The organism is Streptomyces sp. NPDC044704 (assembly GCF_056433525.1).
On the sequence record NZ_JBWKGY010000009.1, the window covers coordinates 129202 to 155114 of the forward strand.

The 25913-nt window shown below is 75.2% G+C and carries 24 protein-coding genes; 11 read left to right on the forward strand and 13 right to left on the reverse strand.

Annotated elements, in window-relative coordinates; translation table 11 throughout:
- Window positions 1–35: 35 nt before the first annotated feature.
- Window positions 36–710 (reverse strand): HD domain-containing protein, encoded by a 675-nt coding sequence (locus AC07B0_RS22840; protein ID WP_356875920.1) that lies wholly within the window; start codon window positions 708–710, stop codon window positions 36–38.
- Between the two features lie 187 nt (window positions 711–897).
- On the opposite strand from AC07B0_RS22840, the gene AC07B0_RS22845 reads away from it, so the two are divergent.
- On the forward strand, window positions 898–1590 hold the full coding sequence (locus AC07B0_RS22845) for a copper homeostasis protein CutC (protein WP_478898808.1): 693 nt from the start codon (window positions 898–900) through the stop codon (window positions 1588–1590).
- A gap of 912 nt (window positions 1591–2502) precedes the next feature.
- On the opposite strand, the gene AC07B0_RS22850 is transcribed toward AC07B0_RS22845, so the two are convergent.
- Window positions 2503–4557, reverse strand: a complete 2055-nt coding sequence (locus AC07B0_RS22850) for a HelD family protein (protein ID WP_478898809.1) — start codon at window positions 4555–4557, stop codon at window positions 2503–2505.
- A 310-nt stretch (window positions 4558–4867) separates the two neighbouring features.
- Here AC07B0_RS22850 and AC07B0_RS22855 point away from each other — a divergent pair, with 310 nt between their 5' ends.
- Both AC07B0_RS22855 and AC07B0_RS22860 read left to right on the forward strand, forming a co-directional pair.
- The gene (locus tag AC07B0_RS22855) at window positions 4868–5053 is read left to right on the forward strand and encodes a hypothetical protein (RefSeq protein WP_356875914.1); all 186 of its coding nucleotides are present in this window, start codon (window positions 4868–4870) and stop codon (window positions 5051–5053) included.
- A 141-nt stretch (window positions 5054–5194) separates the two neighbouring features.
- Entirely contained in the window at window positions 5195–6133 is a 939-nt protein-coding gene (locus tag AC07B0_RS22860) for a glycosyltransferase family 87 protein (protein WP_478898810.1), read from the forward strand.
- Here AC07B0_RS22860 and AC07B0_RS22865 read toward each other — a convergent pair.
- On the reverse strand, window positions 6091–7737 hold the full coding sequence (locus AC07B0_RS22865; protein ID WP_356875910.1) for a DNA repair helicase XPB: 1647 nt from the start codon (window positions 7735–7737) through the stop codon (window positions 6091–6093). The two genes, AC07B0_RS22860 and AC07B0_RS22865, sit on opposite strands and share 43 nt — an antisense overlap.
- A 488-nt stretch (window positions 7738–8225) precedes the next feature.
- On the opposite strand from AC07B0_RS22865, the gene AC07B0_RS22870 reads away from it, so the two are divergent.
- The gene (locus AC07B0_RS22870; protein ID WP_469380600.1) at window positions 8226–8696 is read left to right on the forward strand and encodes an N-acetyltransferase; all 471 of its coding nucleotides are present in this window, start codon (window positions 8226–8228) and stop codon (window positions 8694–8696) included.
- 20 nt (window positions 8697–8716) lie between these two features.
- Here the strand turns inward: AC07B0_RS22870 and AC07B0_RS22875 are convergent, their stop codons facing one another.
- Complete coding sequence (locus tag AC07B0_RS22875) at window positions 8717–9307, reverse strand: DUF4291 domain-containing protein (RefSeq protein WP_469380602.1); 591 nt, start codon at window positions 9305–9307, stop codon at window positions 8717–8719.
- Window positions 9308–9619: 312 nt separating this feature from the next.
- Window positions 9620–12064, reverse strand: a complete 2445-nt coding sequence (locus AC07B0_RS22880) for a helicase-associated domain-containing protein (protein WP_469380604.1) — start codon at window positions 12062–12064, stop codon at window positions 9620–9622.
- Between the two features lie 133 nt (window positions 12065–12197).
- On the opposite strand from AC07B0_RS22880, the gene AC07B0_RS22885 reads away from it, so the two are divergent.
- Window positions 12198–13223: a hypothetical protein gene (locus AC07B0_RS22885; protein WP_469380606.1), complete on the forward strand. Its 1026-nt coding sequence runs from the start codon at window positions 12198–12200 to the stop codon at window positions 13221–13223.
- 233 nt (window positions 13224–13456) lie between these two features.
- A complete protein-coding gene (locus AC07B0_RS22890; protein ID WP_356875898.1) occupies window positions 13457–14107 on the forward strand; it encodes an HAD family hydrolase in 651 nt (216 codons plus the stop codon).
- 59 nt (window positions 14108–14166) lie between these two features.
- On the opposite strand, the gene AC07B0_RS22895 is transcribed toward AC07B0_RS22890, so the two are convergent.
- Window positions 14167–14421 carry a hypothetical protein gene (locus AC07B0_RS22895; RefSeq protein ID WP_356875896.1) on the reverse strand — a complete coding sequence of 85 codons (255 nt, stop codon included), beginning with the start codon at window positions 14419–14421 and terminating at the stop codon, window positions 14167–14169.
- Between the two features lie 199 nt (window positions 14422–14620).
- Here AC07B0_RS22895 and AC07B0_RS22900 point away from each other — a divergent pair, with 199 nt between their 5' ends.
- Window positions 14621–15004 carry a cold-shock protein gene (locus tag AC07B0_RS22900; RefSeq protein WP_030012939.1) on the forward strand — a complete coding sequence of 128 codons (384 nt, stop codon included), beginning with the start codon at window positions 14621–14623 and terminating at the stop codon, window positions 15002–15004.
- 70 nt (window positions 15005–15074) lie between these two features.
- Here AC07B0_RS22900 and AC07B0_RS22905 read toward each other — a convergent pair whose 3' ends face one another.
- The 4 genes from AC07B0_RS22905 to AC07B0_RS22920 form a co-directional block, all read right to left on the reverse strand.
- Entirely contained in the window at window positions 15075–15932 is an 858-nt protein-coding gene (locus AC07B0_RS22905) for a 1,4-dihydroxy-6-naphthoate synthase (RefSeq protein ID WP_467296525.1), read from the reverse strand.
- Window positions 15919–16644 (reverse strand): futalosine hydrolase, encoded by a 726-nt coding sequence (locus AC07B0_RS22910; RefSeq protein WP_356875892.1) that lies wholly within the window; start codon window positions 16642–16644, stop codon window positions 15919–15921. The genes AC07B0_RS22905 and AC07B0_RS22910 overlap by 14 nt, the downstream gene beginning before the upstream one ends.
- A gap of 12 nt (window positions 16645–16656) precedes the next feature.
- Entirely contained in the window at window positions 16657–17145 is a 489-nt protein-coding gene (locus AC07B0_RS22915; RefSeq protein ID WP_356875890.1) for a DUF2771 domain-containing protein, read from the reverse strand.
- A gap of 91 nt (window positions 17146–17236) precedes the next feature.
- On the reverse strand, window positions 17237–18616 hold the full coding sequence (locus AC07B0_RS22920) for an MFS transporter (RefSeq protein ID WP_478898811.1): 1380 nt from the start codon (window positions 18614–18616) through the stop codon (window positions 17237–17239).
- A 315-nt stretch (window positions 18617–18931) separates the two neighbouring features.
- Here AC07B0_RS22920 and AC07B0_RS22925 point away from each other — a divergent pair, with 315 nt between their 5' ends.
- Complete coding sequence (locus AC07B0_RS22925) at window positions 18932–19849, forward strand: DUF3027 domain-containing protein (protein WP_356875886.1); 918 nt, start codon at window positions 18932–18934, stop codon at window positions 19847–19849.
- Window positions 19850–20061: 212 nt separating this feature from the next.
- Here the strand turns inward: AC07B0_RS22925 and AC07B0_RS22930 are convergent, their stop codons facing one another.
- Together AC07B0_RS22930 and AC07B0_RS22935 are read right to left on the reverse strand one after the other, a co-directional pair.
- Window positions 20062–21126, reverse strand: a complete 1065-nt coding sequence (locus tag AC07B0_RS22930; RefSeq protein WP_478898812.1) for an AraC-like ligand-binding domain-containing protein — start codon at window positions 21124–21126, stop codon at window positions 20062–20064.
- Between the two features lie 69 nt (window positions 21127–21195).
- Window positions 21196–22230: a WD40 repeat domain-containing protein gene (locus AC07B0_RS22935; RefSeq protein ID WP_478898813.1), complete on the reverse strand. Its 1035-nt coding sequence runs from the start codon at window positions 22228–22230 to the stop codon at window positions 21196–21198.
- Window positions 22231–22306: 76 nt separating this feature from the next.
- On the opposite strand from AC07B0_RS22935, the gene AC07B0_RS22940 reads away from it, so the two are divergent.
- The 3 genes from AC07B0_RS22940 (at window position 22307) to AC07B0_RS22950 (ending at window position 25362) form a co-directional block, all read left to right on the forward strand.
- Window positions 22307–22999 carry a GDSL-type esterase/lipase family protein gene (locus AC07B0_RS22940; RefSeq protein ID WP_356875880.1) on the forward strand — a complete coding sequence of 231 codons (693 nt, stop codon included), beginning with the start codon at window positions 22307–22309 and terminating at the stop codon, window positions 22997–22999.
- Between the two features lie 59 nt (window positions 23000–23058).
- Entirely contained in the window at window positions 23059–24048 is a 990-nt protein-coding gene (locus AC07B0_RS22945) for an aldo/keto reductase (protein WP_356875878.1), read from the forward strand.
- A gap of 249 nt (window positions 24049–24297) precedes the next feature.
- On the forward strand, window positions 24298–25362 hold the full coding sequence (locus AC07B0_RS22950; protein WP_356875876.1) for an MmcQ/YjbR family DNA-binding protein: 1065 nt from the start codon (window positions 24298–24300) through the stop codon (window positions 25360–25362).
- Here the strand turns inward: AC07B0_RS22950 and thpR are convergent.
- Window positions 25326–25880, reverse strand: a complete 555-nt coding sequence (gene thpR, locus AC07B0_RS22955; protein ID WP_356875874.1) for an RNA 2',3'-cyclic phosphodiesterase — start codon at window positions 25878–25880, stop codon at window positions 25326–25328. The two genes, AC07B0_RS22950 and thpR, sit on opposite strands and share 37 nt — an antisense overlap.
- Window positions 25881–25913 lie beyond the last annotated feature (33 nt).

Sequence of the window (25913 nt, forward strand, 5' to 3'; positions counted from 1 at the left end):
TTAGCGGGGCGCATTCCCGTGTGACGGTCCGTATGTCAGGTCACGTCGGTGAGGGCGTCGAGCTCGGCGGCCAGGTTGCGGCGGGCCGGGGCTTCCCAGTGGGCGGTGCCGTACGGGGTGCGGAAGAGGCGGGGGAGGGCGATGAGCTGGCGCAGCACGGCGGCGCGGCCGGCGCGGAAGGCGTCGTCCGGGACGAATCCGTACTCCGCGCGGACGGCGGCGGCGTAGGCGGCGTACGCGTCCGGGGTTCCGGCGAGGACGGCGAGGTCGGCGTCGCAGAGGGCCTCGCCGTTGGTGTCGCCGGGGGCGGGGTCGTGGGTGACGGTCAGCCGGACCAGGCGGGCCGTCTCGGCGGTGCGGGCGGGGTCGACGCCGAGCTCGGGGAGGGCGCGTTCGGCGAGGACCGCGCTGCGCTCCTCGTTCTCGGAGCGGTCGGGCCGGTACACGGCGTCGTGGAACCAGGCCGCGAGCTCGACGGCGGCCGGGTCGGCGGCGTGGCCCGCCAGTACGTCGATCCGCGCGAGGACGTCGGCGAGGTGGGTGGTGGTGTGGTACTCGCGCTGCGGCTCGGCCCAGGCGGTGAGGAGCCGGTCGGCGTAGGGGGCGGGGTCGACGGCGGGGTCCGCGCCGGCGGCGGTGACGGTCGCCCGCCAGCGCGCGCGGAGGTCCTCGTCCTGTGGGGTGTCGGTGTGCTCGGGAGCCGTGTTCATGCGCACATTGTGGGGGTGGCGTGATTGTGCTGGTGGGGTGGGGGCGGGGGGCCGTACCCTGGATATTGGACTAGACCTATTTTCCGTACCGGCCCGTACGGCCTGTACCGGCCCGTACCGGCCCGGCTCGGGTCACTCGGGTCACTCGGGTCATACGAGCAGATTTCTTTCCTAAGGATGGGATCACATGAGCAACCGTGCGCTCCTGGAGGTGATCGCCCTCGACGTGGAGGACGCGGTCGCCGCCCAGGCCGGTGGGGCGGACCGACTCGAACTGGTCACCGACATGGCCGCCGACGGGCTCACCCCGCCGCGCGAGACCTTCGCGGCGATCAGGGCGGCGGTCGACATCCCGCTGCGCGTGATGCTCCGCAGGACGGACGGGTTCGCCGCGGGTGCCCTGGCCGGGCTGGTGGAGGCGGCGCGGGGGCTGCGGGCGGAGGGCGCGGAGGAGTTCGTACTCGGGTTCCTGAACCCGGACGGCAGCGCGGACGTGGAGGCGGTGGAGGCGGTGGTGGCGGAGCTCGACGGCTGCCGGTGGACCTTCCACCGGGCGATCGACCGCTCCGCGGACCGGGACCAGCTGCGGAAGGCGCTCGCGGACCTGCCCGGGCTGGACACGTACCTGACGGCCGGGTCGGCGGCGGGGGTGTCGGAGGGGATGCCGGTGCTGCTGGCCGAGGCGGCGCGGTCGGGGGCCGGCGAGCCGGGGTACGGGGCGCGGATCCTGGTCGGCGGGGGGCTGTCCCTCGCGCACCTGCCGAGGCTGCGGGAGGCGGGGATCGACGCGTTCCACATCGGGGGCGCGGCCCGGCCGTCGGGCTGGGACCACCCGGTCTCGGCGGCGGCGGTGGCGCAGTGGCGGGGGGCGGTGGGGTAGGGCGGTGGGGTAGGGCGGTGGGGTAGGGCCCACCCTGCCTCTGCCCTGGCCGGGCGGGGGGTGGTGCCGTTCCCCCGGTGGGGGGCTGCGGGTGGGGCCGGGGGCGGGGCCGGGGGGGGGGGTCGGCCGGGGCGGGCATGATTTATGGCGCCTCGTCCGGACTTGGTCTGCCGGGCGGGACAGGGCGCCAACAAATCACGTTTGAGCCCCGGCCGACCCCCCACCCCGTCCCCACCCCCGGCCCGGGACGGTTCCGGTGCGGGTGCGGGTGCGGGGGGGTTGGGACGGGTCGGTTCCGGGTTGGGCCGCTCCGCGGCTCCCGCGGCTCCCGCGGCTCCCGCGGCTCCCGCGGCTCCCGCGGGTCCCGTGGGTCCCGCGGGTCCCGTGGGTCCCGTGGCGCCCGTGGGTCCCGTGGCGCCCGTGGGTCCCGTGGCGCCCGTGGCGCCCGTGGCGCCCGTGGCGCCCGTGGCGATCGTGGCGCCCGTGGGTCCCGTGGGTCCCGTGGGTCCCGTGGGTCCCGTGGCTCCCGTGGGTCCGGTGGGTCGCTTCGCTGCGATCGCGGCGCCCGTGAGGCCGGGGGGCCGCTTCGTGGCGATTGCGGCTCCCGTGAGGTCGGTGGGCTGCTTCAGTCCCGCTGGCATGTCCGGCTGGCGCGGGGGCTGCTGCCTTGTCGGCCTTGCTGGCCCATTCCGGCCTCGTCGGCCCGCTTCAGCCTCGCCGGCGTTTGAGGCGCGGGGTCTGGGGCGGAGCCCCAGGGTTTCCCGGCTCCGCCGGGCCGGCTTGCGTAGGGTCCGCTGCGTTGCCGGCCCACTTCAGCCTCGCCGGCGCTTGAGGCGCGGGGGCTGGGGCGGAGCCCCGGGAACCTCCGGTGTTGGTTGGGGCCCCGGCCCGCCGTTGGTTGAGGCGTGGGGGTCAGGTCAGGGGTGTGGGGAGGGGGGTTGAGTGGAGGGTCGTCAGGCCGGAGACGGCTCGGGTGAGGCAGACGTACAGGCGGCGGAGCCCCGTGCGTTCGTCCGGCTCGGCGTCGACGATGGCCGCCGGCTCGTCGAGGACGACGTAGTCGTACTCCAGGCCCTTCGCCAGCGACGCCGGCACCAGCGTCAGCCGTGACTGCGCCGTGGTCTCCTCGCCGGGCGCCAGGTACGGCAGGCCCGCCTCCAGGAGGGCTTCCGCCAGCGCCGGGATCCGGGCGTCCGCCGCGATCAGGCCGATCGACCCCTCGTGCGCGAGCGAGGCCCGGCAGGCGTCGACCACGGCCGGCGTGAGGTCGGTGGTGTGCGTGACCGTCAGGGACCCGGGGGTCTCGCGGACCGAGGAGACGGGGGCCAGCCCCGGGGAGATCGCCGGCAGCAGCCGGGACGCGTACGCGATGACCTCGCGCGGCACGCGGAAGCCCGCCGTGAGTTCCTCGACGACCGCCTCCGGCTTGCCCAGGTGCGTCAGGGCCTCGTCCCAGCTCCGCGTCGCCCACGCGGTCGTGCCCTGCGCGAGGTCGCCGAGGATCGTCGCCGAGCCCGTCGTGCAGCGCCGGCCCACGGCCCGGTACTGCATCGGGGACAGGTCCTGGGCCTCGTCGAGGACGACGTGCCCCAGGGAGTGGGTGCGTTCCACCAGGTCGGCGGCCTCGTCGATGAGGACCAGGTCCGCCGCCGACCACTTCGCCGACTTCGCGCTGCGGTACGGCTTGGGCCACAGCAGGAGCTTCTGCTCGTCGGCGGTGAGGACGCCCTCGGCGTGGACCGCGAGGAACTCCGGGTCGGACAGCAGCCGCAGCACCAGCTTGGCCGGGTCCACCGGCGGCCAGATCTCCTTCACGGCCGCCTTGACGGCCGCGTTGCGGGCCACCGCGTCCTGCACGCGGTCGTCGGGGGCCTCGCCCGCCTGCTCCATGCGGACGAGGATCTGGTGCGCGATGCGCTGCGGCAGCGCATCGCGGGCCGCGCCGTAGCGGATGTCGCGCTTCTGGAGCTCCTCGACGATCTCCGCGAGCTCGTACGCCGGGACCCGCCAGCGGCGCGAGCCGCGCACCACCATCAGGGGCTCGGTGGGCGGGGTGACGTGCGAGCGGACGGCGTCGCGCAGGACGCGGGCCATCCGGGCGTCGCCCTTGACCACGGCCGTCGCGGCCTCGTCGGCGCCGCGCACCTCCAGACCGGGGCGGGTGACGAGGTCGTCGACGGTGGCCTGCTTGACCTCCAGCTCGCCCAGGGCCGGCAGGACCTGCTCGATGTAGTGGAGGAAGGAACGGTTCGGCCCGATGACGAGGGTGCCGGTACGGGCGAGGCGGTCGCGGTGCGCGTAGAGGAGGTACGCGACGCGGTGCAGGCCGACGGCCGTCTTCCCGGTGCCGGGGCCGCCCTGTACACAGACGGATCCGGACAGGCCGGAGCGGACGATCTCGTCCTGCTCCGGTTGGATCGTCGCGACGATGTCGCGCATGGGGCCGACGCGGGGCCGCTCGATCTCCTGCTGGAGGAGCTTGCTGACGGCGGCCGCCTCGGCGGGGTCGGAGAGGTGCTCGTCCTCGTACGCGGTCAGTTCGCCGCCCGTGTACCCGAAGCGGCGGCGCAGGGCGACGTCCTGCGGGTCCGCCTTGGAGGCGCGGTAGAACGGCTGGGAGACGGGCGCGCGCCAGTCGATGACCATCGGGTCGCCGTCGGCGTCGTGGACGTGGCGGCGGCCGATGTAGAACTGCTCGCCCTCGGCGCCCTCGGCCAGCTCCGCGCCGGGCGCGTGCAGGTAGTCGAGGCGGCCGAAGAACAGCGGGGTGTGGGCGAGGTCGGCCAGGGCCTTGATGCGGTCGTCGATCTGCGCCTGGAGGACGATGGCGTTGACCCAGTTCGCGGTGACGTCGCGGATGTCGAGGGCCTCGACGTCCTCGCGCATCGCGCGGAGGGCGGAGCGGGAGGCGGTCAGGTGGGACCGTTCGCGGGCGAGCGGGTCGGATTCGGGGGCGTGCGCGGGCACGGGACTGCCTCCAGCTGCTGGTACGGAACAGATGCCCGCCGGTTTCCGTGCGGCGGGCGGCTCTCCCCGATGGGGCGGCGGGAGGCGGCAAGAGCGGAGATTCTAGTCACCGGGGGCGCGGCGCGCGAACGGTTATCCGGGCCGGAAGTCCTGGGGTGACAGGACCCCCGTACGGGTGTCATACGGGAGAGGGTCAGACCTTGGAGCCATTCCCTAGGGGGTGGCGTGGGTCGTGAGGAGGACACGGGAGGCCCGGGGATTCCCTCCGCAGGGCGATGCGCGGGGAGGGGGCGGGACGGACCATGGATACATGAGCACCGCAACCTTCACCCCGATCCGGGGCGGCCGCCCGAGCGGCGCCACCGCCACCTCCGACCACCGTTCCCGTCACGGCCTCGGCAGCGTCCTGCGCGCCGCGAAGGTCTTCGCCGCCACCGCGGTGAGCGTCGTCGTCCTCGGTGAATACGCCGAGGACGCGGGCGTCATACGCCGCTGACCGGTCCCCTCCACCGGCCGGGGGCCGCAGGGGCCGTAGGCGGCCCGGCGCCGGGGTTCCTGCCGTCCGGGGGCGTGACCTTGCGCGGGCCGTGGCCTGATCCCGGCGGCACCGGCGCGCTGATCCACTAGGGTCACGCGCGTGACCCGGAGCTCCGATCCCGACCGCTCGCCGTCGCCCCTCGCCGGTCTGCTGGTCACGGGCTCGCTGCTGGCCCTGGGCGTGTTGTGCATCGCCCTGCGCGTGCCGATGGCCGAGGCCCTCGTCCACGGTTTCTCCGCCGCCGAGTGGCATCCGCCCGCCGCCTATCCGCCGTTCGCCGCGATCCTGTTCACGCCGGCCGCCTGGCTGCCGTCCGGCGTACTGAAGGCCGTGCTCGTCCTCGGCAACGCAGGCCTGCTCGCCCTGCTGATCCTGCTGTCCTGCCGCCTCGCGGGACTGAGGGGCCGGCCGGGCCCCGTCCTGGCCGCCACCATCGCCGGGCTGTGGCTGGAGCCGCTGTTCCAGACCCCGCTGCCCGGCCAGATCAACCTGGCGCTCGCCTGCCTGGCCGTCTGGGACCTGGGCCGGGCGCGCACCGCCCTCGGCAGGGGCTTCGCGCTGGGCACCGCCGCCGGGATCACCCTGACTCCGGCGGTCTTCATCCCGTACCTGCTGCTGACCGGCCGGGTCCGGGCCGGGCTGACCGCCCTGGCCGGGTTCGCCGGGACCGGCCTGCTGGGCCTGCTGGTGCTCCCGCAGGCCTCTGCCGACTTCTGGGCCCGGCACCTCCCCCGGACCGGGCGGGACCTGCTGCTCCACTGGCCCCACCTGTGGGTGTGGGCCGTTCCACTGCTGGCCGTCCTCACCGCCGCCCTGGGCCGCCGCCGGGCCCGGGCCGCGCTGCGGTGCGGGGACCAGGGCCCTACGGGCCCGGCCGCCGCCCCGGTGTGCCCCGCCCCGGGAGGGGCGGCCGGGCGCGGGGCGGCCGGGCGTGGGGAGGTCGCCGTCCCGGGGCGGGGCGACGCGCGGTCGGGGAGGGGCGGCGGGGTGTGCGGTCAGCCGTCGGCCAGCAGTTCGTCGGCGTCCATGATCCGGTAAGCGTAGCCCTGCTCCGCCAGGAAGCGCTGGCGGTGGGCGGCGAAGTCCTGGTCGATGGTGTCGCGCGCGACGACCGAGTAGAACCGCGCCTCGTGCCCGTCCGCCTTCGGGCGCAGCACCCGGCCGAGGCGCTGCGCCTCTTCCTGGCGGGAGCCGAACGTGCCGGACACCTGGATGGCGACGGTCGCCTCGGGCAGGTCGATGGAGAAGTTCGCGACCTTCGAGACGACCAGCACGCTGATCTCGCCCTCGCGGAAGGCGTTGAAGAGCTTCTCGCGCTGCGCGTTGGAGGTCTCGCCCTTGATGACGGGCGCGTCCAGGTGTTCGCCGAGCTCGTCGAGCTGGTCGATGTACTGCCCGATGACCAGCGTCTGCTCGCCCTGGTGCTTGCGCACCAGTGCCTCGGTGACCTTCCGCTTCGTCGCGGTCGTCGCGCAGAAGCGGTACTTCTCCTCCGTCTCGGCGGTCGCGTACGCGAGCCGCTCCGACTCGGTGAGGTTGACCCGGACCTCGACGCAGTCGGCGGGCGCGATGTAGCCCTGCGCCTCGATCTCCTTCCACGGGGCGTCGAACCGCTTGGGCCCGATGAGGGAGAAGACGTCCGACTCGCGGCCGTCCTCGCGCACGAGGGTGGCGGTCAGGCCGAGGCGGCGGCGGGCCTGGAGGTCGGCGGTGAACTTGAAGACCGGTGCGGGCAGCAGGTGGACCTCGTCGTACAGGATCAGGCCCCAGTCACGGGAGTCGAACAGCTCCAGGTGAGGGTAGACGCCCTTCCGCTTGGTCGTCAGGACCTGGTAGGTGGCGATCGTGACGGGCCGGATCTCCTTGCGGGTGCCGGAGTACTCGCCGATCTCCTCCTCCGTCAGCGAGGTCCGCTTGACCAGCTCGTGCTTCCACTGGCGGGCGGAGACGGTGTTGGTGACCAGGATCAGCGTGGTCGCCCGCGCCTTGGCCATGGCGCCGGCGCCGACCAGCGTCTTGCCCGCGCCACAGGGCAGCACGACCACCCCGGAGCCGCCGTGCCAGAAGCCCTCGACGGCCTGCTGCTGGTAGGGGCGCAGCGCCCAGCCGTCCTCGACGAGGTCGATCGGGTGCGCCTCGCCGTCGACGTACCCGGCGAGGTCCTCGGCCGGCCAGCCCAGCTTGAGGAGGGTCTGCTTGATCTGCCCGCGCTCGGAGGGGTGCACGGCGACGGTGTCGGGGTCGAGCCGGGCGCCGACCAGCGGTGCGACCTTCTTGGACCGCAGGATCTCCTCCAGCACCGGCCGGTCGGTGCTGGTCAGGACCAGCCCGTGGACGGGGTGCTTGGACAGGGTGAGGCGGCCGTACCGGGCCATCGTCTCGGCGACGTCGACGAGCAGCGCGTGCGGGACGGGGTAGCGGGAGAACTCGACGAGCGCGTCGACGACCTGCTCGGCGTCGTGCCCGGCGGCCCGGGCGTTCCACAGGCCGAGCGGGGTGATCCGGTAGGTGTGGATGTGCTCGGGAGCCCGCTCCAGCTCGGCGAACGGGGCGATGGCGCGGCGCGCTGCCCCGGCGAGCTCGTGGTCGACCTCCAGGAGGAGGGTTTTGTCGCTCTGGACGATGAGTGGGCCTGAGTTCACGGGAGCACCTTTCCGTTCGGCCAAACCTCCAGTGTGCCTCACGTACGGGGGTTCACGGGCGGGGCGTCAGCGCGGGCCCGGGGCGAGGCCGCGCCGGAGCAGCACCGGGCCGCCGTGGCACCCCGGCGTCCGGGGCGGGGGAGGGGGCGGGGCGGGCCCGTCCCGGTCAGGCACGGGGACTCCGCCGGGGGGAGCGCGGCGACGGCGGTGCCCGCGCCGGGGAGGACGCCGAGGGGCTCCCGCCGGATGCCGCCGCTCACGTGGGCGCGCAGGACGCGCAGGGCGCCGACTCGGCCCCGGGCCCGGGGCCGGCCTCGGAGAGGACGCCGAGGACGGCTTCGCCCCAGCGCGGCACGCTCGGTGCGCGGGGCCGGTGGGGGCGGTTGGGCGAAGGTCCTCGCCGTCGCCGGGTACGGGCGGCACGTCGACGACCGGTGGCCGGTGGAAAAGGCGCTGACACCCGCTCGGCGGGCGCATAGCGTCCGCACATGACCGAAGATAAGCAGGATTTCGTACCGGACGGGTTCGAGGTGCCGCGCACCCTCGACGGGGAGGGCTTCCGGCTGGAGCCGCTCGGCCCGCAGCACAACGAGCGGGACCTCGCCGCCTGGAGCGGCAGCATCGAGCACGTCCGCGCCACCCCCGGCTTCCTCGGCGGCTGGCCGCCGGCGGAGGGCATGAGCGCCGAGGCCAACCTCGCCGACCTGGTGCGTCACGCCCGCGACTTCGAGGAACGGCGCGGGTTCACGTACACGGTGCTGGAGGGGGCGGGCCAGGGCGACGTCATCGGGTGCCTGTACGTGTACCCCGCCAAGGACGCGCCGGAGCGGGTGCGCGTGACCTCGTGGGTACGGGCCGACCGGGCGTACCTCGACGCCCCCGTCCACGCGGCGGTGTCGCGCTGGCTCCGCGAGGCGTGGCCCTTCGACGCCGGGCGGATCGACTACGCGCCCCGCTGAGGGCGGCTACGCGCCCAGGGCTACGCGCCCAGGTGGGGGAGCGGTCCCGCCGGATAGGGGGTTTCGGCCGGGAGCAGGGCGGTCGCGTCCGCGTCCCGGCCGGCCCGGACCAGGCCGTGGATCTCCCGGGCCAGCGGGGTGACGTCGCGGATGGACACCGTCCACTCGTCCGCGTAGGCCCGCGAGGCGGGGCCCGACAGGCCCAGCTGGAGGGAGCGGTACGGCAGCGGGTTCAGGTGCGGGTCCCGTTCGGGGTCCCACTGGACCCGCGTCGGGGCCGCCGCGAGGGCCTCCTGCCAGGCGGCGCGGTCCGCGTGGACGCCCGGCACGTAGTGCGACAGGCACGCCTGGGCCAGCGCCCGGTCGAAGCCCTCGCGGGTGATCTCGATCGCCAGGACCGTCTCCTGATCGGCCTTGGTGGCCCAGCCGCAGCGGTACATCATCCACAGGAACGACGGCTTGATCCACGTCATCCGCTCCCGCTTCCAGGCGGGTGGGAACCGGCCGTCGCGGGCCGCGGGGGTGCCCAGGTGCGGGGCGTAGGCCTGGTACACCGTCACGGTGGTGGCGGTGTGGGCGGCGCGGATCTGGTGGGTGGGGGTTTGGGGCATGGGGTCACCCTGCCGGGGCGCTGGCCGCTGATCCACCGGGTTTTCGGGGGTGCCGCTGCGCGGTGCAGCTCCCCGCCCCGCCCTTCCTCCGTTCCCCGGGCTCCGCCCGGACCCGTGCGGGTGCGGCGCCGCTGCCGGGGGTTCCGCCCCCGGGCCCCTGCGCCTCAAGCGCCGGCGGGGCTGGGGTGGGGCGGGCTGCGCCCGGGCCACGGGCGGGTGCGGCGCCGTTGCCGGGGGCTCTGCCCCCGGGCCCCCGCGCCTCAAACGCCGGCGGGGCTGGAGTGGGGGCGCAAGGGGGCGGGTGGGGTGGGGTCAGACCTGGTCTTCTGCCAGTTCGGCTACGCCCGTGATGCGGTGGAGGGGGTAGGTGCGGACCTCGTCTGCCGTGTGGTCGTAGCCGGTGACGAAGCCGCCCTCCACGCGGACCGGGGCGATGACGCGCTGGCTCGCCGAGCCTTCCGCGTTCACGTAGCCGATCCACACCGCCGAGCCGGTCAGCGCGGCCGCCTGGACCGTCGCCAGGGTCTCCGCCGCGCTCGTCCGCGGCAGCTCGCCGGGGGCCGGAGCCGCGGAGTCGGCCGAGGAGCCCGGCGGCGGCTCCTTGCGGACCGCCGTCGCCGCCAGGTCGCCCGCGCGGATCGCCCGTACCGCCGCGCCCAGCAGCGTCGCGTCCGGTACCGGCGGCCCGTCCGGGACGGGGACCGGCGCCGAACGCGCCGGGGTGCGGTGCGCGTCGGCCCGCGCCACCAGCACGTCGCCCGTACGGGACTCCGCCGCCGGCGCGTACCCCATCGCCCGCAACCCGTCGAGCAGCGCCCCCGGTTCGGCCTGCGCGGCCAGCACGGTCGGCGCGAGGCGGCGCAGGCCCAGCCCCGCGGAGCGCTTGTCGGCCAGGATCTCGTTGAGCATGCCGTCGTCGTCGCAGCGCACGTACGAGGAGGCCGCGCCGACGCGCAGGTGCCCGTGCCGTCTCGCCACGTCGTCGATCAGGTACGACAGCGGCTGCGGCACGGGGGTCCGGCTGTGCTCGGCGAGGAAGGCGTGCAGGTCGACGGCGGTGTGCCCGGCGTCCAGGGCCCGGCGTACCGAGCCCGGCGTGAAGCGGTACACCGTCGCCCCGCCCTTGGACTCCACGTCCGCGAGCACGGCCAGGGTGTCGCCGAGCGGCCGGCGCAGCGGTCCCGGCGCCACCGCCGTCAGGTCGGCCTGGAGCAGGACGTGGTCCACCGGCTCGGGCAGCAGCGGGGCCAGCAGCGGCGCCGGGTCCCGGTGTTCCAGCAGCGCCCGGCCGAACGCGCTGACCGCGCCGCGGCCGGTGACGCCGAGGACCTCCGCCTCGGTCAGCGTCCAGTGCGCGAGCCGGGCCCGCAGGTCGCTCGTACCGCGCACCGGACGCTCCCAGGCGAGCCGGTCCAGCAGGGCGTCCGGGTCGGGCGAACCGCCCTCCGGCAGGTCGGCGATCAGGTCCAGGACCCGGCGGCGCACCTCGGGCGCCGCCGACCGGTCCAGGTCGGGGCCCAGCGTCGACAGGGTGCGGCCCTTGGCGTCCTGCTCGCCGACGAGACCGGCCGTACGGGTGGCCGGGAGCCAGGCCGAGGCCAGTGCCGACCAGCGTTCGGCGGGCGGGAGTTCGCACCAGAGGTCGAAGGCCGGGGTCGGCGCGTACCGTTCGTCCGCCTCCCCGTCGCTGGCCAGCAGCCCGGCCGCGTAGGCCAGTTCGATCCAGAACGCCGCCGACGGCTCGGTGGTGTCCAGCGTCGCCGCGGCCCGCTTCAGGTCCCGCACCGCGAGCCCGCCCGCCCTAAGGACGGCCGGCCCGGCGTGTTCCCAGGACTTCACCAGCTCCTCGACGGTGGCCAGCGCGGCCAGCGCCTGCCCGGCGGCGTTCGCGTCCACAAGCTGTGGACGGTGCTCGCGGCGCGCGCCGACCGGCGGCGCCAGCGGGGCCGTCCGCCGGTGCGCGAGCCCGCCCCGCAGGTGCAGCGCCACCTCGCGGGGCAGGACGACGGTCCGTGCCGAAGCGGGCAGCAGCAGACCCCGGTCGCGCAGCCACCGCACCGGCGGGGCGGGCTGCGGGGTCACCTCCCCGTACGGCGGCCCCCACACGAGCCGCCCCAGCACCTGGTGGGCCTCGGCCGGGGCCTCGTCCAGCAGCGCGGACATCCGTTCCCGGTCGGTGAACAGCCCGGTCAGGGCGGTCACCGCGGACACCGCGTCGTGGGTCGGGGGCAGCCCGACGGCCGCCACGATCTCCTGGATCCGGGTCGGCGACATGCCGGCCGTCGCCTCGGACACCGTCGGCCCGAGCCCCGTCGGGGAGGACCGCTGCGCGGACGGCGCGAGCAGCTCCCGGGCGGTCCGCACCAGCCGCAGCCGGTCCTCGTCCCCCCACACCAGGGCCTGGTCGCGCAGCGTCCCGAGCGCCCGCGGCAGCTCCGCACGGGCCGGGCCGCCCTCCGCGGCGTCCGCCCCGTTCTCCCCGGTCAGCAGCGACTCCAGTACCGCGTACGGGCACGGGTCCGGGGCCACCGCGAGGGCCTCCGCCGTCTGGAGGGCGAACCGGTCCAGGCGGTCCAGGGCGCGCACCACCGACGCGCGGGTCCCGGCGCGGGTCGCCAGCTGGGTGACGTCGCCGGGCACCGGGTTCAGCAGGTCGGGGCGCGCGTGCAGCAGGGCGGCGAGGGCCACGTCGTCGCGGGCGCGCAGCGCCTCGGCGAGGGAGCGCGGGGATGCCGCAGCGGTGCTTGCCTCGGGCACGTTGTCGCCTCCTGGTCACGTCGGCCGGTCAGTCGGCCGGTCCCCATCCGGTCAACGGTATCCGTTGCGCCGACGGCCGCTCCACGGGCGCACGCGCTACCTTCGGGGCAGGCGGGACGTGAGGAGCCGGGGCGTGGGCATCGAGAGCGACCATCTGGTCTACGAATATCTGAGCCGGGTCGGGGACTTGGCGCAGCGACGGCAGCTGTCGTCGGGTGACCGGATGCGGCTGGTGTCGGGACTGCGGGACGAGATCGACCGTCGGCGCGCCACGTACGAACCGGAGACCACGGCGGCCGTACGCGGCATCCTGGAGCGGATCGGGACGCCGGAGGAGGTCCTGGACACCGTGGGCGAGCTGACGCGCGCCGCGGCGCCGGCGCCGGTCACCGTCCCGGAGGTGGCGGCCGCCGCGGTGCCGACGCAGCGGGGCCGGCTGCGGCGCAGGCCCGCGCCGCCCCCGGCGGAGGAGCCGCGGAACGTGCCGCCGCACCTCGCCGGGCTGGACGAACTCGGCACCCCCGACGGGGCCGAGCCCGACTGGTGGCGCGTCGGGCCGGGCGCGGCCGCGCTCGGGACCGGGCCGCAGGTCGAGGGTTTCGCGGGCGGCATCGAGATCCCGGACCTCTTCCGGGAACGGGAGGACGACCCCGACGGATCCGGGTCCGGGCCGGGTTCCGCGCCCGCCCCCGCGACGCCGCCGGGGCCTTCGGAGTCGGGGACGCGCAAGCTCGTACGGGTCCTGCGCGAGCGCCGGGAACGCCGCGAGCAGCGCAAGGTGGCCGCCGCCCCCGCCCCCGACGCGGCCGGGGCCCCGGCCGGCCGGCGCCGCCCGCACACGTTCCTGCTGCTGGCCGCCGTCCTCCTCGTCGCGGGGGCGCTGAGCGGGTACTGGATGCTGTTCGCCGTCGGCTGGCTGGTGGCGTACGGGTCCCGGGTGCTCGGGCCGACGGAACGCAAGTGGGTCGTCTTCGGGCTGCCGGGCGGGATCTTCACCGGGGCGGTGCTGTGGCTGTGGGGCCGGCGCGCGGGCCGCTGGGGCGAGGCCCTGGCCGACGACGGGCTGGGCGCGGCGTTCCACGACATGTGGCCCGGCCTGGCCCGGGGGGCGGCGCTGGCGACGGCGGTGTACCTCTTGTGGCGTTCCCGCCGCGGTTAGCCTCCGGCGGGCGGGCGGGGTGCCCTCCGGTGCGGCGCGGTCGGGCGTGGCGGAGCGGCTGAGCGGTGCGGCCGGATGTCGCGGGCCCGGCGGCCGAATGCGACACGTCCTTGGAGAAAGCCTGGAGGGAGCCCCGAGAACGGGGGTCGGGATGTCACCACATTTCACGTTCTGGTAAGGCAAAGCTAAGTCCTCGTTCCGCTTAGCCGGTGGGGTCTCGGCACAATGGGCCCATGACCTCCCACCCCCACACCGTGACCGGCGCCGCCCTTTTGACGGTCGGCTTCGACCTCGACATGACCCTGATCGACTCCCGTCCCGGCATCAAGGCCACGTACCAGGCGCTGTCGGCCGAGACGGGTGCCTTCATCAACGCGGACGAGGCGATCACGCGCCTCGGGCCGCCCCTGGAGGAGGAACTCGCGTACTGGTTCTCCGAGGCGGAGATCCCGGCGATGCGGGACCGCTACCGGGAGATCTATCCCACACACGCCATCGAGCCGACCCCGGCCATGCCGGGGGCCCGTGAGGCCATCGCCGCCGTCCAGGCCCTCGGCGGCCGGGCGATCGTCGTCACCGCGAAGAACGAGCCCAACGCCCGCCACCACCTGGAGCACCTCGGCATCGAGGCCGACGCCGTCGTCGGCTGGCTGTGGGCGGAGGCCAAGGCGGAAGCCCTGCGCGAGTACGGGGCGCAGGTCTACGTCGGCGACCACGTCGGCGACGTACGGGGTGCCCGGACCGCCGGCGCGGTGTCCGTGGCGGTGGCGACCGGTCCGTGCTCGGCGACGGAACTGCGCGCGGCGGGCGCCGACGTGGTGCTCGCGGACCTCACCGCGCTCCCGCAGTGGCTGGCGCAGTACGCGGCGGCCCGCGCGGCCTGAGCCGGGCGGGGCGGCGGTCCGGGCGGCGTTCCGGTCGGCTGTCCGGCGGCGCGCCCCCCTCAGGCGGCCTGGGAAGCCCGGGCCGCCTTGCGCTGCGCCGCGGCCGAGCGGAGCACGCCCGCCGCCGAGATGGCGAAGCCGACGCCCATCAGCATGCACACGGCCCACGCGTACGACGGGAACGGATCGACGTCGAGGAACAGCGGGGCCATCGTCGCGAGGGTCGCCACCGCGCCCGCGATGAACACGATGCCGCCGGCCTTGACGAGTCCGTCGCCGGGCCGCGCATCGTCGGGATGAGGAGTAACAGTCACCCCACCAGGGTAGTTCCCTGGCCGAAGCAGTGAACCGGAAGGACGGCGGAAGGGCCCCGGGAAGGACCGGGGAACGTCTTGTCACCCGTTTCTGGACCATTAGCCTGGAGGAGGCGGGTCGAAGGACCCGCTGCACTGCTATCCGGAGCCGCTCACCCCGGCCGACCGGACCCGACGAGTACAAGGACAGAGGACGGACGTGCCTACCGGCAAGGTCAAGTGGTTCAACAGCGAGAAGGGCTTCGGCTTTCTCTCCCGCGACGACGGCGGAGACGTCTTCGTCCACTCGTCGGTGCTCCCCGCCGGGGTCGACGCGCTCAAGCCCGGCCAGCGCGTCGAGTTCGGCGTCGTCGCGGGGCAACGCGGTGACCAGGCACTTTCCGTGACAGTGCTGGATCCGGCGCCCTCGGTCGCGGCCGCGCAGCGCCGCAAGCCCGACGAGCTCGCCTCGATCGTGCAGGACCTGACGACCCTGCTGGAGAACATCACGCCGATGCTGGAGCGGGGCCGCTACCCCGACAAGGTGCACGGCACGAAGATCGCCGGACTGCTTCGCGCGGTGGCCGACCAGCTCGACGTCTGACCGCCCGGACGGCCACGGTGCCCCGCCGCTCGAACGAGCCGCGGGGCACCGCCGCGTGCGGCCGCGGACGCTACGGGAAGGCGAGCGCGTCCGGCGGGATGGCCGGAACAAGACCCTCTGCGGCGGCCCTGGTCAGCAGCCCGCGGACGGCCGCGTACCCGGCGTCGCCGAGGTCGGCGGTGAACTCGTTGACGTACAGCCCGATGTGCTGGTCGGCGACCGCCGGATCCAGCTCCTGCGCGTGCGCCCGCACGTACGGCCGGGACGCCTCGGGGTCGTCCCACGCCATCCGCACCGAGGCACGGGCCGCCCCGGCCAGCGCGCGCAGCGTCTCCTCGCCCAGCGACCGCTTGGCGATGATCGCGCCGAGCGGGATCGGCAGGCCCGTCGTGGACTCCCAGTGCTCGCCCATGTCGGCCAGGCAGTGCAGCCCGTAGTCCCGGTAGGTGAACCGGGCCTCGTGGATGACCAGTCCGGCGTCCACCCGGCCGTCGCGCACCGCCGGCATGATCTCGTGGAACGGCAGGACGACCACCTTCCCGACGCCCTCCGGCAGCACGTCGGCCGCCCACAGCCGGAACAACAGGTAGGCGGTGGACCGTTCGCTCGGCACGGCCACGGTCTTCCCGGCCAGGTCCGCGCCCGGCTCCCGGGTGAGGACCAGCGGCCCGCAGCCGCGCCCCAGGGCCCCGCCGCAGGGCAGCAGCGCGTACTCCTCCAGCACCCACGGCAGGACGGCGTACGACACCTTCAGCACGTCCAGCTCACCGCGCTCGGCCATGCCGTTGGTGACGTCGATGTCGGCGAAGGTCACGTCGAGGGCGGGCGCCCCCGGGATCCGGCCGTGCGCCCACGCGTCGAACACGAACGTGTCGTTCGGGCAGGGCGAGTAGGCGATGTCCAGGCGGGCGCGGTCACCGGTGCTCATGTCGTTCTCCCCAGTTGACGAGTACGGGTCCCAGGGCGCGGAAGCCGTCTGCGAGGGCGGCCAGCGCCTCCCCGATCCGCCAGGCGGCCCGGTCGCGCGGCCCGACGGCATTGGACACGGCGCGGATCTCCAGGACCGGCAGCCCGTGCGCGGCGGCGGCCTCCGCCACCCCGAAGCCCTCCATGGCCTCCGCGCCCGCGAGGGGGTGCCGGGCGGCGAGTTCGGCGGCGCGGGCGGCGCTGCCGGTGACGGTCGAGACGGTCAGTACGGGCGCCAGCAGCGCCCCCGTGGCCTCCGCGGCGGAGGCGGCCAGTTCGGCGGGCGGCAGGTGCACGCTGCGGCCGAAGCCGAGTTCGGCGACGGGCAGGAAACCCTCGGGCGTCTCGGCGCCCAGATCGGCGGCGACCAGCGCGTCCGCGACCACCAGGGAACCGGGCGGGGCGGCGGGCGCGAACCCGCCGCCGATGCCGGCGGAGATGACGAGGGAGTAGTCGGCCAGCGCGAGCGCGGTGGCCGTGGCGGCCGCCGCGGCGGCCGGGCCGACACCGCCGACGAGCACGTCGACGGCGAGACCGGGCAGGTCCCGGCGGGTGATGAGGTACCCGCCGGGCAGGGTGCGCGGCTCCGGGGTGACCGGGTCCGGATGAGGGGTGAGACCGGAGGCCGCGGATTCGGCCTCCGCGGCCACCGCGGTCACGACGAGCGCGCGCACGGGAAGCCCCGCTTACTTCAGCTTGAGCTTGAACGACCAGACGGCGAGCGGCTTGCCGTCCTCGCCCACCTGGACGAAGCCGAGCATCTTCGAGGCGGGCGCCTCGCCCTGGCCGCCGGTCGCGAAGACGTCGGCGCCCTGGAAGCTGCGGTAGGTGTTGGAGGAGGGCTCGGTGATCGGCTGTCCGTCGAGGACCGCCTGCCACTGCTTGCCGTCCTCGACGACCTCCGGCTCGACACCGAGGCGCAGCGTGTCGCCGCGGCCGTAGTCGATGGTCTTGGCGTCCTTCAGGTTGGTCAGGCACTCCTGGACGCGGTCCATGGAGAGGTCCTTGCCGTCGGCGCGGCAGTCGGACTCGGCGGACACCGTGGAGGAGCCGACGGTCACGGTCGCGAGCGGAGTCGGCTTGTCGCAGGCGGAGAGGAGGAGGAGGCCGGCGGACACGGCTCCGAGGGCCGCGACGCTGCGGCGGGCCCTACCCGGGAAAAGCGGTGCGGTCATGAGCCGAAGGCTATCGGGCCACCCGCCCCGACCGCCGCACGGGGGTGGTGCGGTGTGGCTCACCCCCGCCCGCGGTCCGTCCGGCGGGGTGTCAGGCGACGCGGGGGCGGGAGTGGCCGGGGTGGTGGCGGGGGGTGGAGAGGAGGCCGCGGAGGGCCATCGTGGTGCCGCAGGCGACGATGGTCGCGGCGACGGCCATGCCCAGTACCCCGTTCAGCGGCAGCACGATGCCGATCGCCCCGCCCAGCACCCACGCCACCTGGAGCAGTGTCTCCGAACGGGCGAAGGCGGAGGTCCGGACGGCCTCCGGGACGTCCCGCTGGATCATCGCGTCCAGCGACAGCTTCGCGAGGGCCTGGCAGAAGCCGGCGGTCGCGCCCAGCACGGCCATCATCGCCCCGCTGAACAGGGCCGCCGCGGCGACCGCCACCGCGAGCGTCAGGCACAGCACCGTGGCGATGATCGCCTCCGGTGCCCGCGCCCGCAGCCACGCCCCGACCGCGGTGCCGCACGCGTTGCCGAGCCCCGCCGCGACGCCCACGATCGCCAGCGACACCGCCGCGCTCTGCCCGGCGAGCGGGTGCTCGCGCAGCAGGAACGCCAGGAAGAAGATCAGGAACCCCGACAGGGCCCGCATGGCCGCGTTCGCCAGCAGCCCGCACAGCACCGGCCGGCTGACCGTGCGCAGGCCCGGCCGCCGCGAGTGCGCCTCGTGCGTGGAGAGCCGCGCCCGGCGCTCCCCCTTCGCGTCGTCCACCTTGTGCGGCAGCTGGAACGCCGCGAACGTCCCCCAGACGAAGATCGCGCAGGCCCCGTACAGCGGCCACGGCGGGCCGATCGTGTGCAGGGCGGCCCCCACCGGCGCCGCCGCGCCCGTGGCCAGCAGGCCCGCCAGGGTGACCCGGGAGTTCGCCTTGACGAGTGAGAACTTCGGCGGGAGGAGCCGCGGCACGACGGCGCTGCGCACGACGCCATAGGCCTTGGACGCTACCAGGACCCCGAGGGCCGCCGGATACAGCTCCAGCCCGCCCGTCGCCACCGCGCCCGACATCATCAGGGCGAGCAGCGCCCGGGCCAGCATCGCCGCCGCCATCGCCGCCCGCCTGCCGTGCGGCAGCCGGTCCAGCAGCGGGCCGATCACCGGGGCCAGCAGGGTGAAGGGGGCCATGGTGATGGCCAGGTACAGGGCCACCCGGCCGCGTGCCTCGTCCGTGGGGACCGAGAAGAACACCGTCGAGGCCAGCGCCACCGTGATCATCACGTCGCCGGCGCCGTTGATGGCGTGCAGTTCGATCAGTCGGCCGAGTCCCGATTCACCCGCCCCGTGCGCGTGCGTGGCCCGCCGGATCCCGCGCGCCGTACCGGTGATGGGAAGGTGCAGGGCACGCCCGACGGCCCGGCCGGCCCGCTTGGCCGGTCCCGAGCCGTCGTCGGACGACCGTGCGGGTGCCACGTGGCCATAGTGCCCCACTCGGCCCTCCCGGACCCCTCCCGGCACGTCCCGGGTACGGTCCTTGTCCGCGAATCGGACCTCGCATGTGGGACGAAGGCTTCGGAGGAGGTAGCGTGCGTAGCGCGCCACCGGCGGTTGCTCTTGGCCGCGCGCCTCTTCGCGATCCCGCAGAATGGATCGCAGTGGGGTGCGCCCGAGGCCGATCGGGCGCGGACGTCGACGCGGCCCTCTGGTCCGCTCCGCCCGCGCTACGTACGGACGAGACCGACGGGTCGTTGTGGACGACAGTACGGACGGCGCACTCGTGAGACGGCGTAGGAGAGAACGAGACCTGTGAGTGCTGCGACGACGCGAAGCCGTACCCCGCGTACCCCCGACCGCCTGTGCGCCGAGGCGGTAGAACTCGCCCGTGCGGCGGCCGAGGAAGCCGCCTTCCCCGGAGTGGTGGGGGAGCACGTCTCCGCCGTCGCGGAAGGCGACCGGGTCGTCACGCACTTCTTCGAGTGCAAGGAACCCGGCTACCGGGGCTGGCGCTGGGCCGTCACCGTGACCCGCGCCTCCCGCGCGAAGAACGTCACGCTCGACGAAACGGTGCTGCTGCCGGGTGACGACGCGCTGCTGGCCCCCGAATGGGTGCCGTGGAGCGAGCGGCTGCGTCCGGGCGACATGGGTCCGGGTGACCTGCTGCCCACCGACGCCGACGACCTGCGGCTGGAGCAGGGCTGGTCCGACGAGGACGCCCCGCCGCCGAACTCCGTCGTCTCGGAGCAGATGGCCGAACTCGTCGAGGCGGAGGACGCCGACGTCACCGATCGGGTGGTCGTGCCGGCGCGCGGCTCCATCACCGCGGTCGCCGAGGAACTGGGCATGCGGCGGGCGCGGGTGCTCTCGCGGTACGGCCTGCACAGCGCGGCCGACCGCTGGGACGAGTCCTTCGGCGCGAAGACCCCGATGGCGCAGGCGGCGCCCGCGTCGTGCGTGTCCTGCGGGTTCCTCGTCAAGATCGGCGGCTCGCTGGGGCAGGCCTTCGGGGTCTGCGCGAACGAGTTCGGTCCGGCCGACGGCCGCCTCGTGTCCCTCTCGTACGGCTGCGGCGGGCACTCCGAGGCCGCGGTCATGCCGAAGCCGCTGCGGCCGGCGCCGCCGGTGCTCGACTCGATGGCCACGGACGAATTCCCCCTGCGCCCGCCCACCGACTCCGGCTCGGTCCCGGTGACGGACGTGGCGGCGTCGGACCTGGGTCACTCGTAACGCCCGCCCCGGCGGGGCGGAGCGCGCGCGACCCCGCGGACGGGTGAACGCGTACCCCCGCCCCGGGGCGGAACGCTCGACGGACGGGCCGTTTCCCGGCGCCGTCCCCGCACTCCGGTCCGGTTCCTCGCCGTCACCCCCGTGAACGGCAAGGAACCGGCCCGCAGCGGTTCGTGGCCGACCGTCCCCGAACGGGTGGCCGGAATCCGAGCCTAGGCCCGGCCCGGGGGCCCGGCCTGCGCACCGCGCGCAAGGAACGTTGATCCTGCGCGCAGGCCCTCCGCGACGGCAGGCGGCGGCCCGGTGTCCTGCGGCCACGGCACGCCGTGGCGCAGCTCCGACGGGGTCGTCCCGTACGCCCGGCGGAACGCCCGGCTGAAGACGGCCGGGCCTGCGAACCCCCACCGCGCGGCGATCGCGTGGACGGGCCGGCCGAGCAGCTCGGGCCGGAGCAGGTCGGCGCGGCTCCCCTCCAGCCTGCGGCGCCGGATCGAGGCGGCGACGCCCTCGGGCCGGCCCTGGAACAGCAGGTGGAGCCGGCGCACCGAGATGTGGTGACGGGCTGCCACCGTGCCGGGCGTGAGCCGTGGATCCCCGAGGTTGTGGTCGATGAACGCGTCGATCTGCCGCAGCAGCACCTGTTCGCGGGCCTCGGCGGGCAGGTCGTCGTACACGTCCAGGCGCTCGGCGAGGCAGGCCGTCGCCAGGTCGACCGCGGCCGTGCCGAGACGGCCCAGCTCCCGCTCCCCGCAGCCGTCCGCATGCGCCCCGACCGTGCCGAGGAACTGGGCCAGGACCGCGCCCGTGCCCCGGCCCGCGGGGATCCGCTGGGCGAGCAGCCGGTCCAGCCGGTCGGCCCGGAACGGCAGCGCCGCCCGGGGCAGTTGCATGACCACGGCGCGGACGGTGCCCCCCTCCTCGGGGGCGCCCGCCTCGTAGGGGTGGGAGGTGTCCCACAGCACGAGGTCGCCGGTCACGGGGCCGGATTCGCCCCGGCGCTGGGCGATCCACATCGGGCTGCCGGTCACCAGGGCCAGCTGGTACTGCTCCGGGTCGTTCTGCCGGATGAGCGTCGGCGTGCGCCGCGAACGCAGCGCGGAGTAGCTGAAGGCGGACACCTGGACCGCGCCCAGGTCCAGCAGGGTGGCCTCGGCGCGGAAGGACTCCGGCTCCTCGCAGCGGATCGACGTCGGCGCCAGCGAGCGGGCTATCAGCTCGGTGAACCAGTCGAACCGGTCCCGCGCCGGCACCGCGGCCGAGGACAGTTCCGCCCTCATCCTCCGCAACCCCTTCCGCCGTGCTCCGTCACACCGGTGGGGACGCCGTCCGGCGGGTTCCGGTTGCGGTCAGGGCCGGGTGCGGCGGCGCAGCAGCCGCTTGCCGGCCAGGACCAGGGCGGTGCCCACCACGAGGACCAGCGCGCCCTTGGTGAAACTCCCGTCCTCCCCGGCGGGGCCGCCCGCCTGCGGCGGGGACCCGGGCCGGGCCGGTGCCGCGCCCGACGGCGACGCGGCGCCGGGGGAGGCGGGGGAGGTCCCGCCGTCCGGGTCCGCCGGAACCGCGACGACCCGGCTGTTCGCGCCCTCCGAGCCGAACATCAGCGTGGTCCCGTCCGCCGAGTACGCCACGGATTCGGCCTGGCCCTGGAACGGGGCGCTCACCCGCGTGCCCTCACCCTGGGGACGGCCGTCCTTCCACGGGTAGGTACGGGCCGTGAAGTAGCCGCGCAGCGTCAGCCGGCCGCCGTCCGGGGAGAACGCCCCGTCCGTCACCCACGGCACGTCGGAGACCCGCCGGAACACGTTGGGCCCGCCCGCCGACAGCCGTTCGGGTCCCTCGTACAGGCCGCCCGTCCGCTCGTGCTTGCTCGCGACGTACACGCGGCCCGTCACCGGATGCACCATCAGCGCCTCGGCGTTGCGGGGCCCGTCCGCGTACGTGACGGTGAACTGCTCGGCCTTCACGGTGGCGTCGGCCAGCTGCTTCGGCTCCGGGAAGCGGTAGATCCACACGTGGTCCCAGGTGCCGTCCCGGTTGTCGCCGATGTCCCCGACGTACAGCTGACCGTCCGGGCCCAGGGAGATCGCCTCCACGTCGCGGGGCGTGCCGATCCCCGTCAGCGTCACCCGCGCGACCGTCTTGCCCGTCGCCGCGTCGACCGCGTACACGTACGGGCCGTCGTCGCTGTCGTTGTGCGTCCAGTACACGCCCGGGTGCAGGCGGCTGGCCGTGAGCCCGCTCGACTCCCGGATCCGCGGGTCGGTGATCGTGAACCCGGCCGCGGGGGATTCCGCGGCCGCGGCGGCCCCCGGCAGCGCGGCGGGAACGGCGAGGGCGGTGAGGACGGCGACGACGGCGGACGACCGGGGCAACAGGCGCATTCCCCCAGCCTGCCAGCCCGCTGCGCGTGTCCGGCGTCACAGGGGCTTCCGTCGCGCGATCCGCGATGATGACCGGATGCGTTTCATGTTCGTCGGCGACTCCATGACCATCGGACGCGCCGGCGACTACACCTGGCGCTACCGGATGTGGCAGCACCTGCGCGCCACCCTGGACACCCCCTTCGAGATCGTCGGCCCGCGCACCGCGCTCTACGACGCCGCCGCCGACGCGGCCACCAGCCACGCCTACGCCGCCGCGGACTTCCCCGGGCCCGCCCGCCGTCACCTGGCCGGCTGGGGCGAGGGCTGGCAGCACATGGCCCCCCTCGTCGGACCCGCCGCCGCGGCCGGCGAGGCCGACGTGCTGCTCGTCTCCCTCGGCCTGATCGACCTCGGCTTCTACACCCGCGCCGACCAAACCGCCGACAACGTACGCCGGTTCGTCGACGCGGCCCGCGCCGCCCGGCCTCGCGTCCGCATGGTGCTGCTGCCGGTCATCCCGAACGTCCGGGCCCGCGACGAGGCGCCCTTCGCGCAGGAGGTGGCCCGCTTCAACGAACTCCTCGCGAAGGCGGTCGCCGACCTGTCGACGGACGCCTCGCCGCTCCTGCTGGCCGCACGGCCGCAGGCGTACGACATCCGCCACGACACCTACGACGGCACGCACCCCAACGCCTCCGGGGAACACCGGCTGGCCGGCGAGTTCGCGGCCGTCCTGCACCAGGCGTGGGGCGTCGGCGGCCCCTACCGGCCGGCGGACGGGCCGTAACACGCCCTTCACGGGAGGGTCTTGCCTGGAGCGCACTCCAAGCAGTTGGCTAGTGCCCCATGAAGTACACGCAGCTCGGACGCACGGGCCTCAAGGTCAGCCGCCTCGTACTCGGCACCATGAACTTCGGCCCCCAGACCGGGGAGCCCGAGAGCCACGCCCTCCTGGACTCCGCCCTCGACGCCGGCATCAACTTCGTTGACACCGCCAACGTGTACGGGTGGGGTGAGAACAAGGGCCGCACCGAGGAGATCATCGGCACCTGGTTCGCCCAGGGCGGCGACCGCCGCGAGAAGACGGTCCTCGCCACCAAGGTCTACGGCTCCATGTCCCGTGAGGCCGACACCTGGCCCAACCACGACCGGCTCTCGGCGCTGAACATCCGCCGGGCCGTCGAGGCCAGCCTCACGCGGCTCCGCACCGACCACATCGACGTCTACCAGTTCCACCACGTGGACCGGAACACCCCCTTCGAGGAGATCTGGCAGGCCGTCGAGGTCCTGATCCAGCAGGGCAAGATCCTCTACGCGGGCTCCTCGAACTTCCCCGGCTGGAAGATCGCCCAGGCCAACGAGACGGCGGCGCGCAGCGGACGCCTCGGCCTGGTCAGCGAGCAGTGCCTCTACAACCTCGCCGAGCGGCGCGCGGAGATGGAGGTCATCCCGGCCGCGGAGGAGTACGGGCTCGGGGTCATCCCTTGGTCCCCGCTGCACGGCGGCCTGCTGGGCGGGGCGATCCGCAAGGCGGCGGAGTCGGGGCGCACGGCGTCGGGCCGGTCCGCGGACGCGCTGGCCAACAGCACGGTCCGCGCGCAGGTCCAGGCGTACGAGGACCTGCTGGCCAAGCACGGTCTGGAACCCGGCGAGGTGGCGCTGGCCTGGCTGCTGACCCGGCCCGGGGTCACGGGCCCGATCGTGGGTCCGCGCACGGAGGAACAGCTCGCGTCGGCGCTGCGGGCGGTGGAGCTGGAGCTCCCCGAGGAGGTCCTGACGGGCCTCGACGAGATCTTCCCGGGTCCGGGCCCGTCGCCGGAGGCGTTCGCCTGGTAGGGGCCGGGCCCGGCGGGCCGGGGATCCCGGGCCCGCCGCCGCCCGGACCGCCGCCCGGGGGCGCCGTACCGGGCGGCTACTGGCCCAGGGCGGACGCCACGGCGACGACGACGAACATCAGCACGAGCACACCGGCCATGACACGGTTTCTGGTCTTCGGATCCACCCGTCGAGACTAACGCGACCGCCGCCGGTCCTTCGTACGGCCCCCGGCCCCCACGGGCGGGGGCCGTACGGGAGACTGCCGTCATGGTGACCGTGGAGGACGTACGGCGGCTGGCGCTCGCGCTGCCGCGCACCGAGGAACACCTCGTCCGGGACCGGGTGAAGTTCCGCATCGGCCGGATCGTCTACCTCGCCCTCTCCCGCGACGAGACCGAGCTCGGGTTCGCCTTCCCGAAGGAGGAGCGGCCCGCGCTGGTCGCGTCCGAGCCGGACAAGTTCTCCCTGCCCGGCACCGGGGACATGCGCTACAACTGGGTCCACGCCCGGATGGCCGCCCTGGGCCCCGACGAGCTGGCGGAACTGGTTACCGAGGCCTGGCGCATGTGCGTACCGGGCCGGGTGGCCCGGGAACACCTGGACGGCCCGGGCGCGCCACACCGCACCCGGGGCTCCGCCGGCGAGGGGCCCGGCGGGCCGGCGGGGGAGCTGCCGCCCGCGCCGGGTCTCGCACGGCTGCGGGAGGCCGCCGGGGTCTTCGGGGCCTTCCCCGGGGTGGACCGCAGCTGGCTGGCACTGGTCGCGGACACCGCGCCCGGTCTCGACCTCTCCGACGCCGCGCACCGCAGCGCGCTGCACCGCTGGCTGAACACCTGGGGCTGCCGCATCCGCTACCCGCGCGACGGCGAGCCCGACCTCCTCGGCGCCGGTCTCGCCGCGTGGTGGACCCGGCACCCGCTGCCCGGGGCGCCGCTCGCGGAACTGACCGACGCGGACGTGGCCCGGCTGGCGGCCGCGTACGGGGAGCTGGCCGCGCTGCCGGCCGGCCGCCGCACCCTCGGCCCGACCGCCGCCGCGAAGGCCCTGTTCGCGCTGCGGCCGCGCACGGTGATGCCGTGGGACGCGGCGATCGCCACCCGGCTGCACGGGGGCCGCGACAGCGCGGCGTTCGAGCGCCACCTGCGCACGGGCCGGGCCTGGGCGCGGGAGCTGCTGGCGGGCAGCGGGCTGGACGAGGCCGCGCTGACGGCGGACCTGGGCCGGCCCGGGCTGCCGCTGGCGAAGGTGCTCGACGAGTACCTGTACGTGACCCTCAGCCACGGCGGCGGCGCGGCTCAGGGGGACAGCGGCCAGTCCCGTACGACCTCGTAGCGGGGCTGTTCGCCCGGCACCCCGCTCGTGGGGAGGTTGCTGCGGACGAGGCTGAGGGTGTCGGCCTGCCAGGGGGTGCCCTCGAAGCCGGCGAGGGCGTCGAGGCAGGGCCCCAGGTCGCCGCCGGTACGGCTGCGGGCGAGGGTCAGGTGCGGGGTGTAGCGGCGGTGCTGGTCCATCGGGACCCCGGCCCGGCGGGCGGCGGCGTCGCAGCGCTCGGCGAGCAGGCGCAGCGAGTCGAGCCCGCCGGCGGCTCCGGCCCACAGGGCGCGGTCGCCGAAGTGCCCGGCGCCGCGGAGGCGCAGCGGGAAGGGTGCGGTGCGGGAGGCGGCCCGGCGGAGCCGCTCGTACAGGTCGGGCAGGACCTCGTCCCGGACCTCCCCCATGAAGGCGAGGGTGAAGTGCCATCCGGGCTCGGCGGTCCACCGCAGCCCTTCGAGGCGGGGGGCCGCGGCGACGGCGGCGCGCAGCTCGGCGGTGGCGTCGGGCGGCGGCAGTACGGCGGCGAACAGCCTCATGCCCCGACCATAGCCGCGCCCCGGACCCCCTGG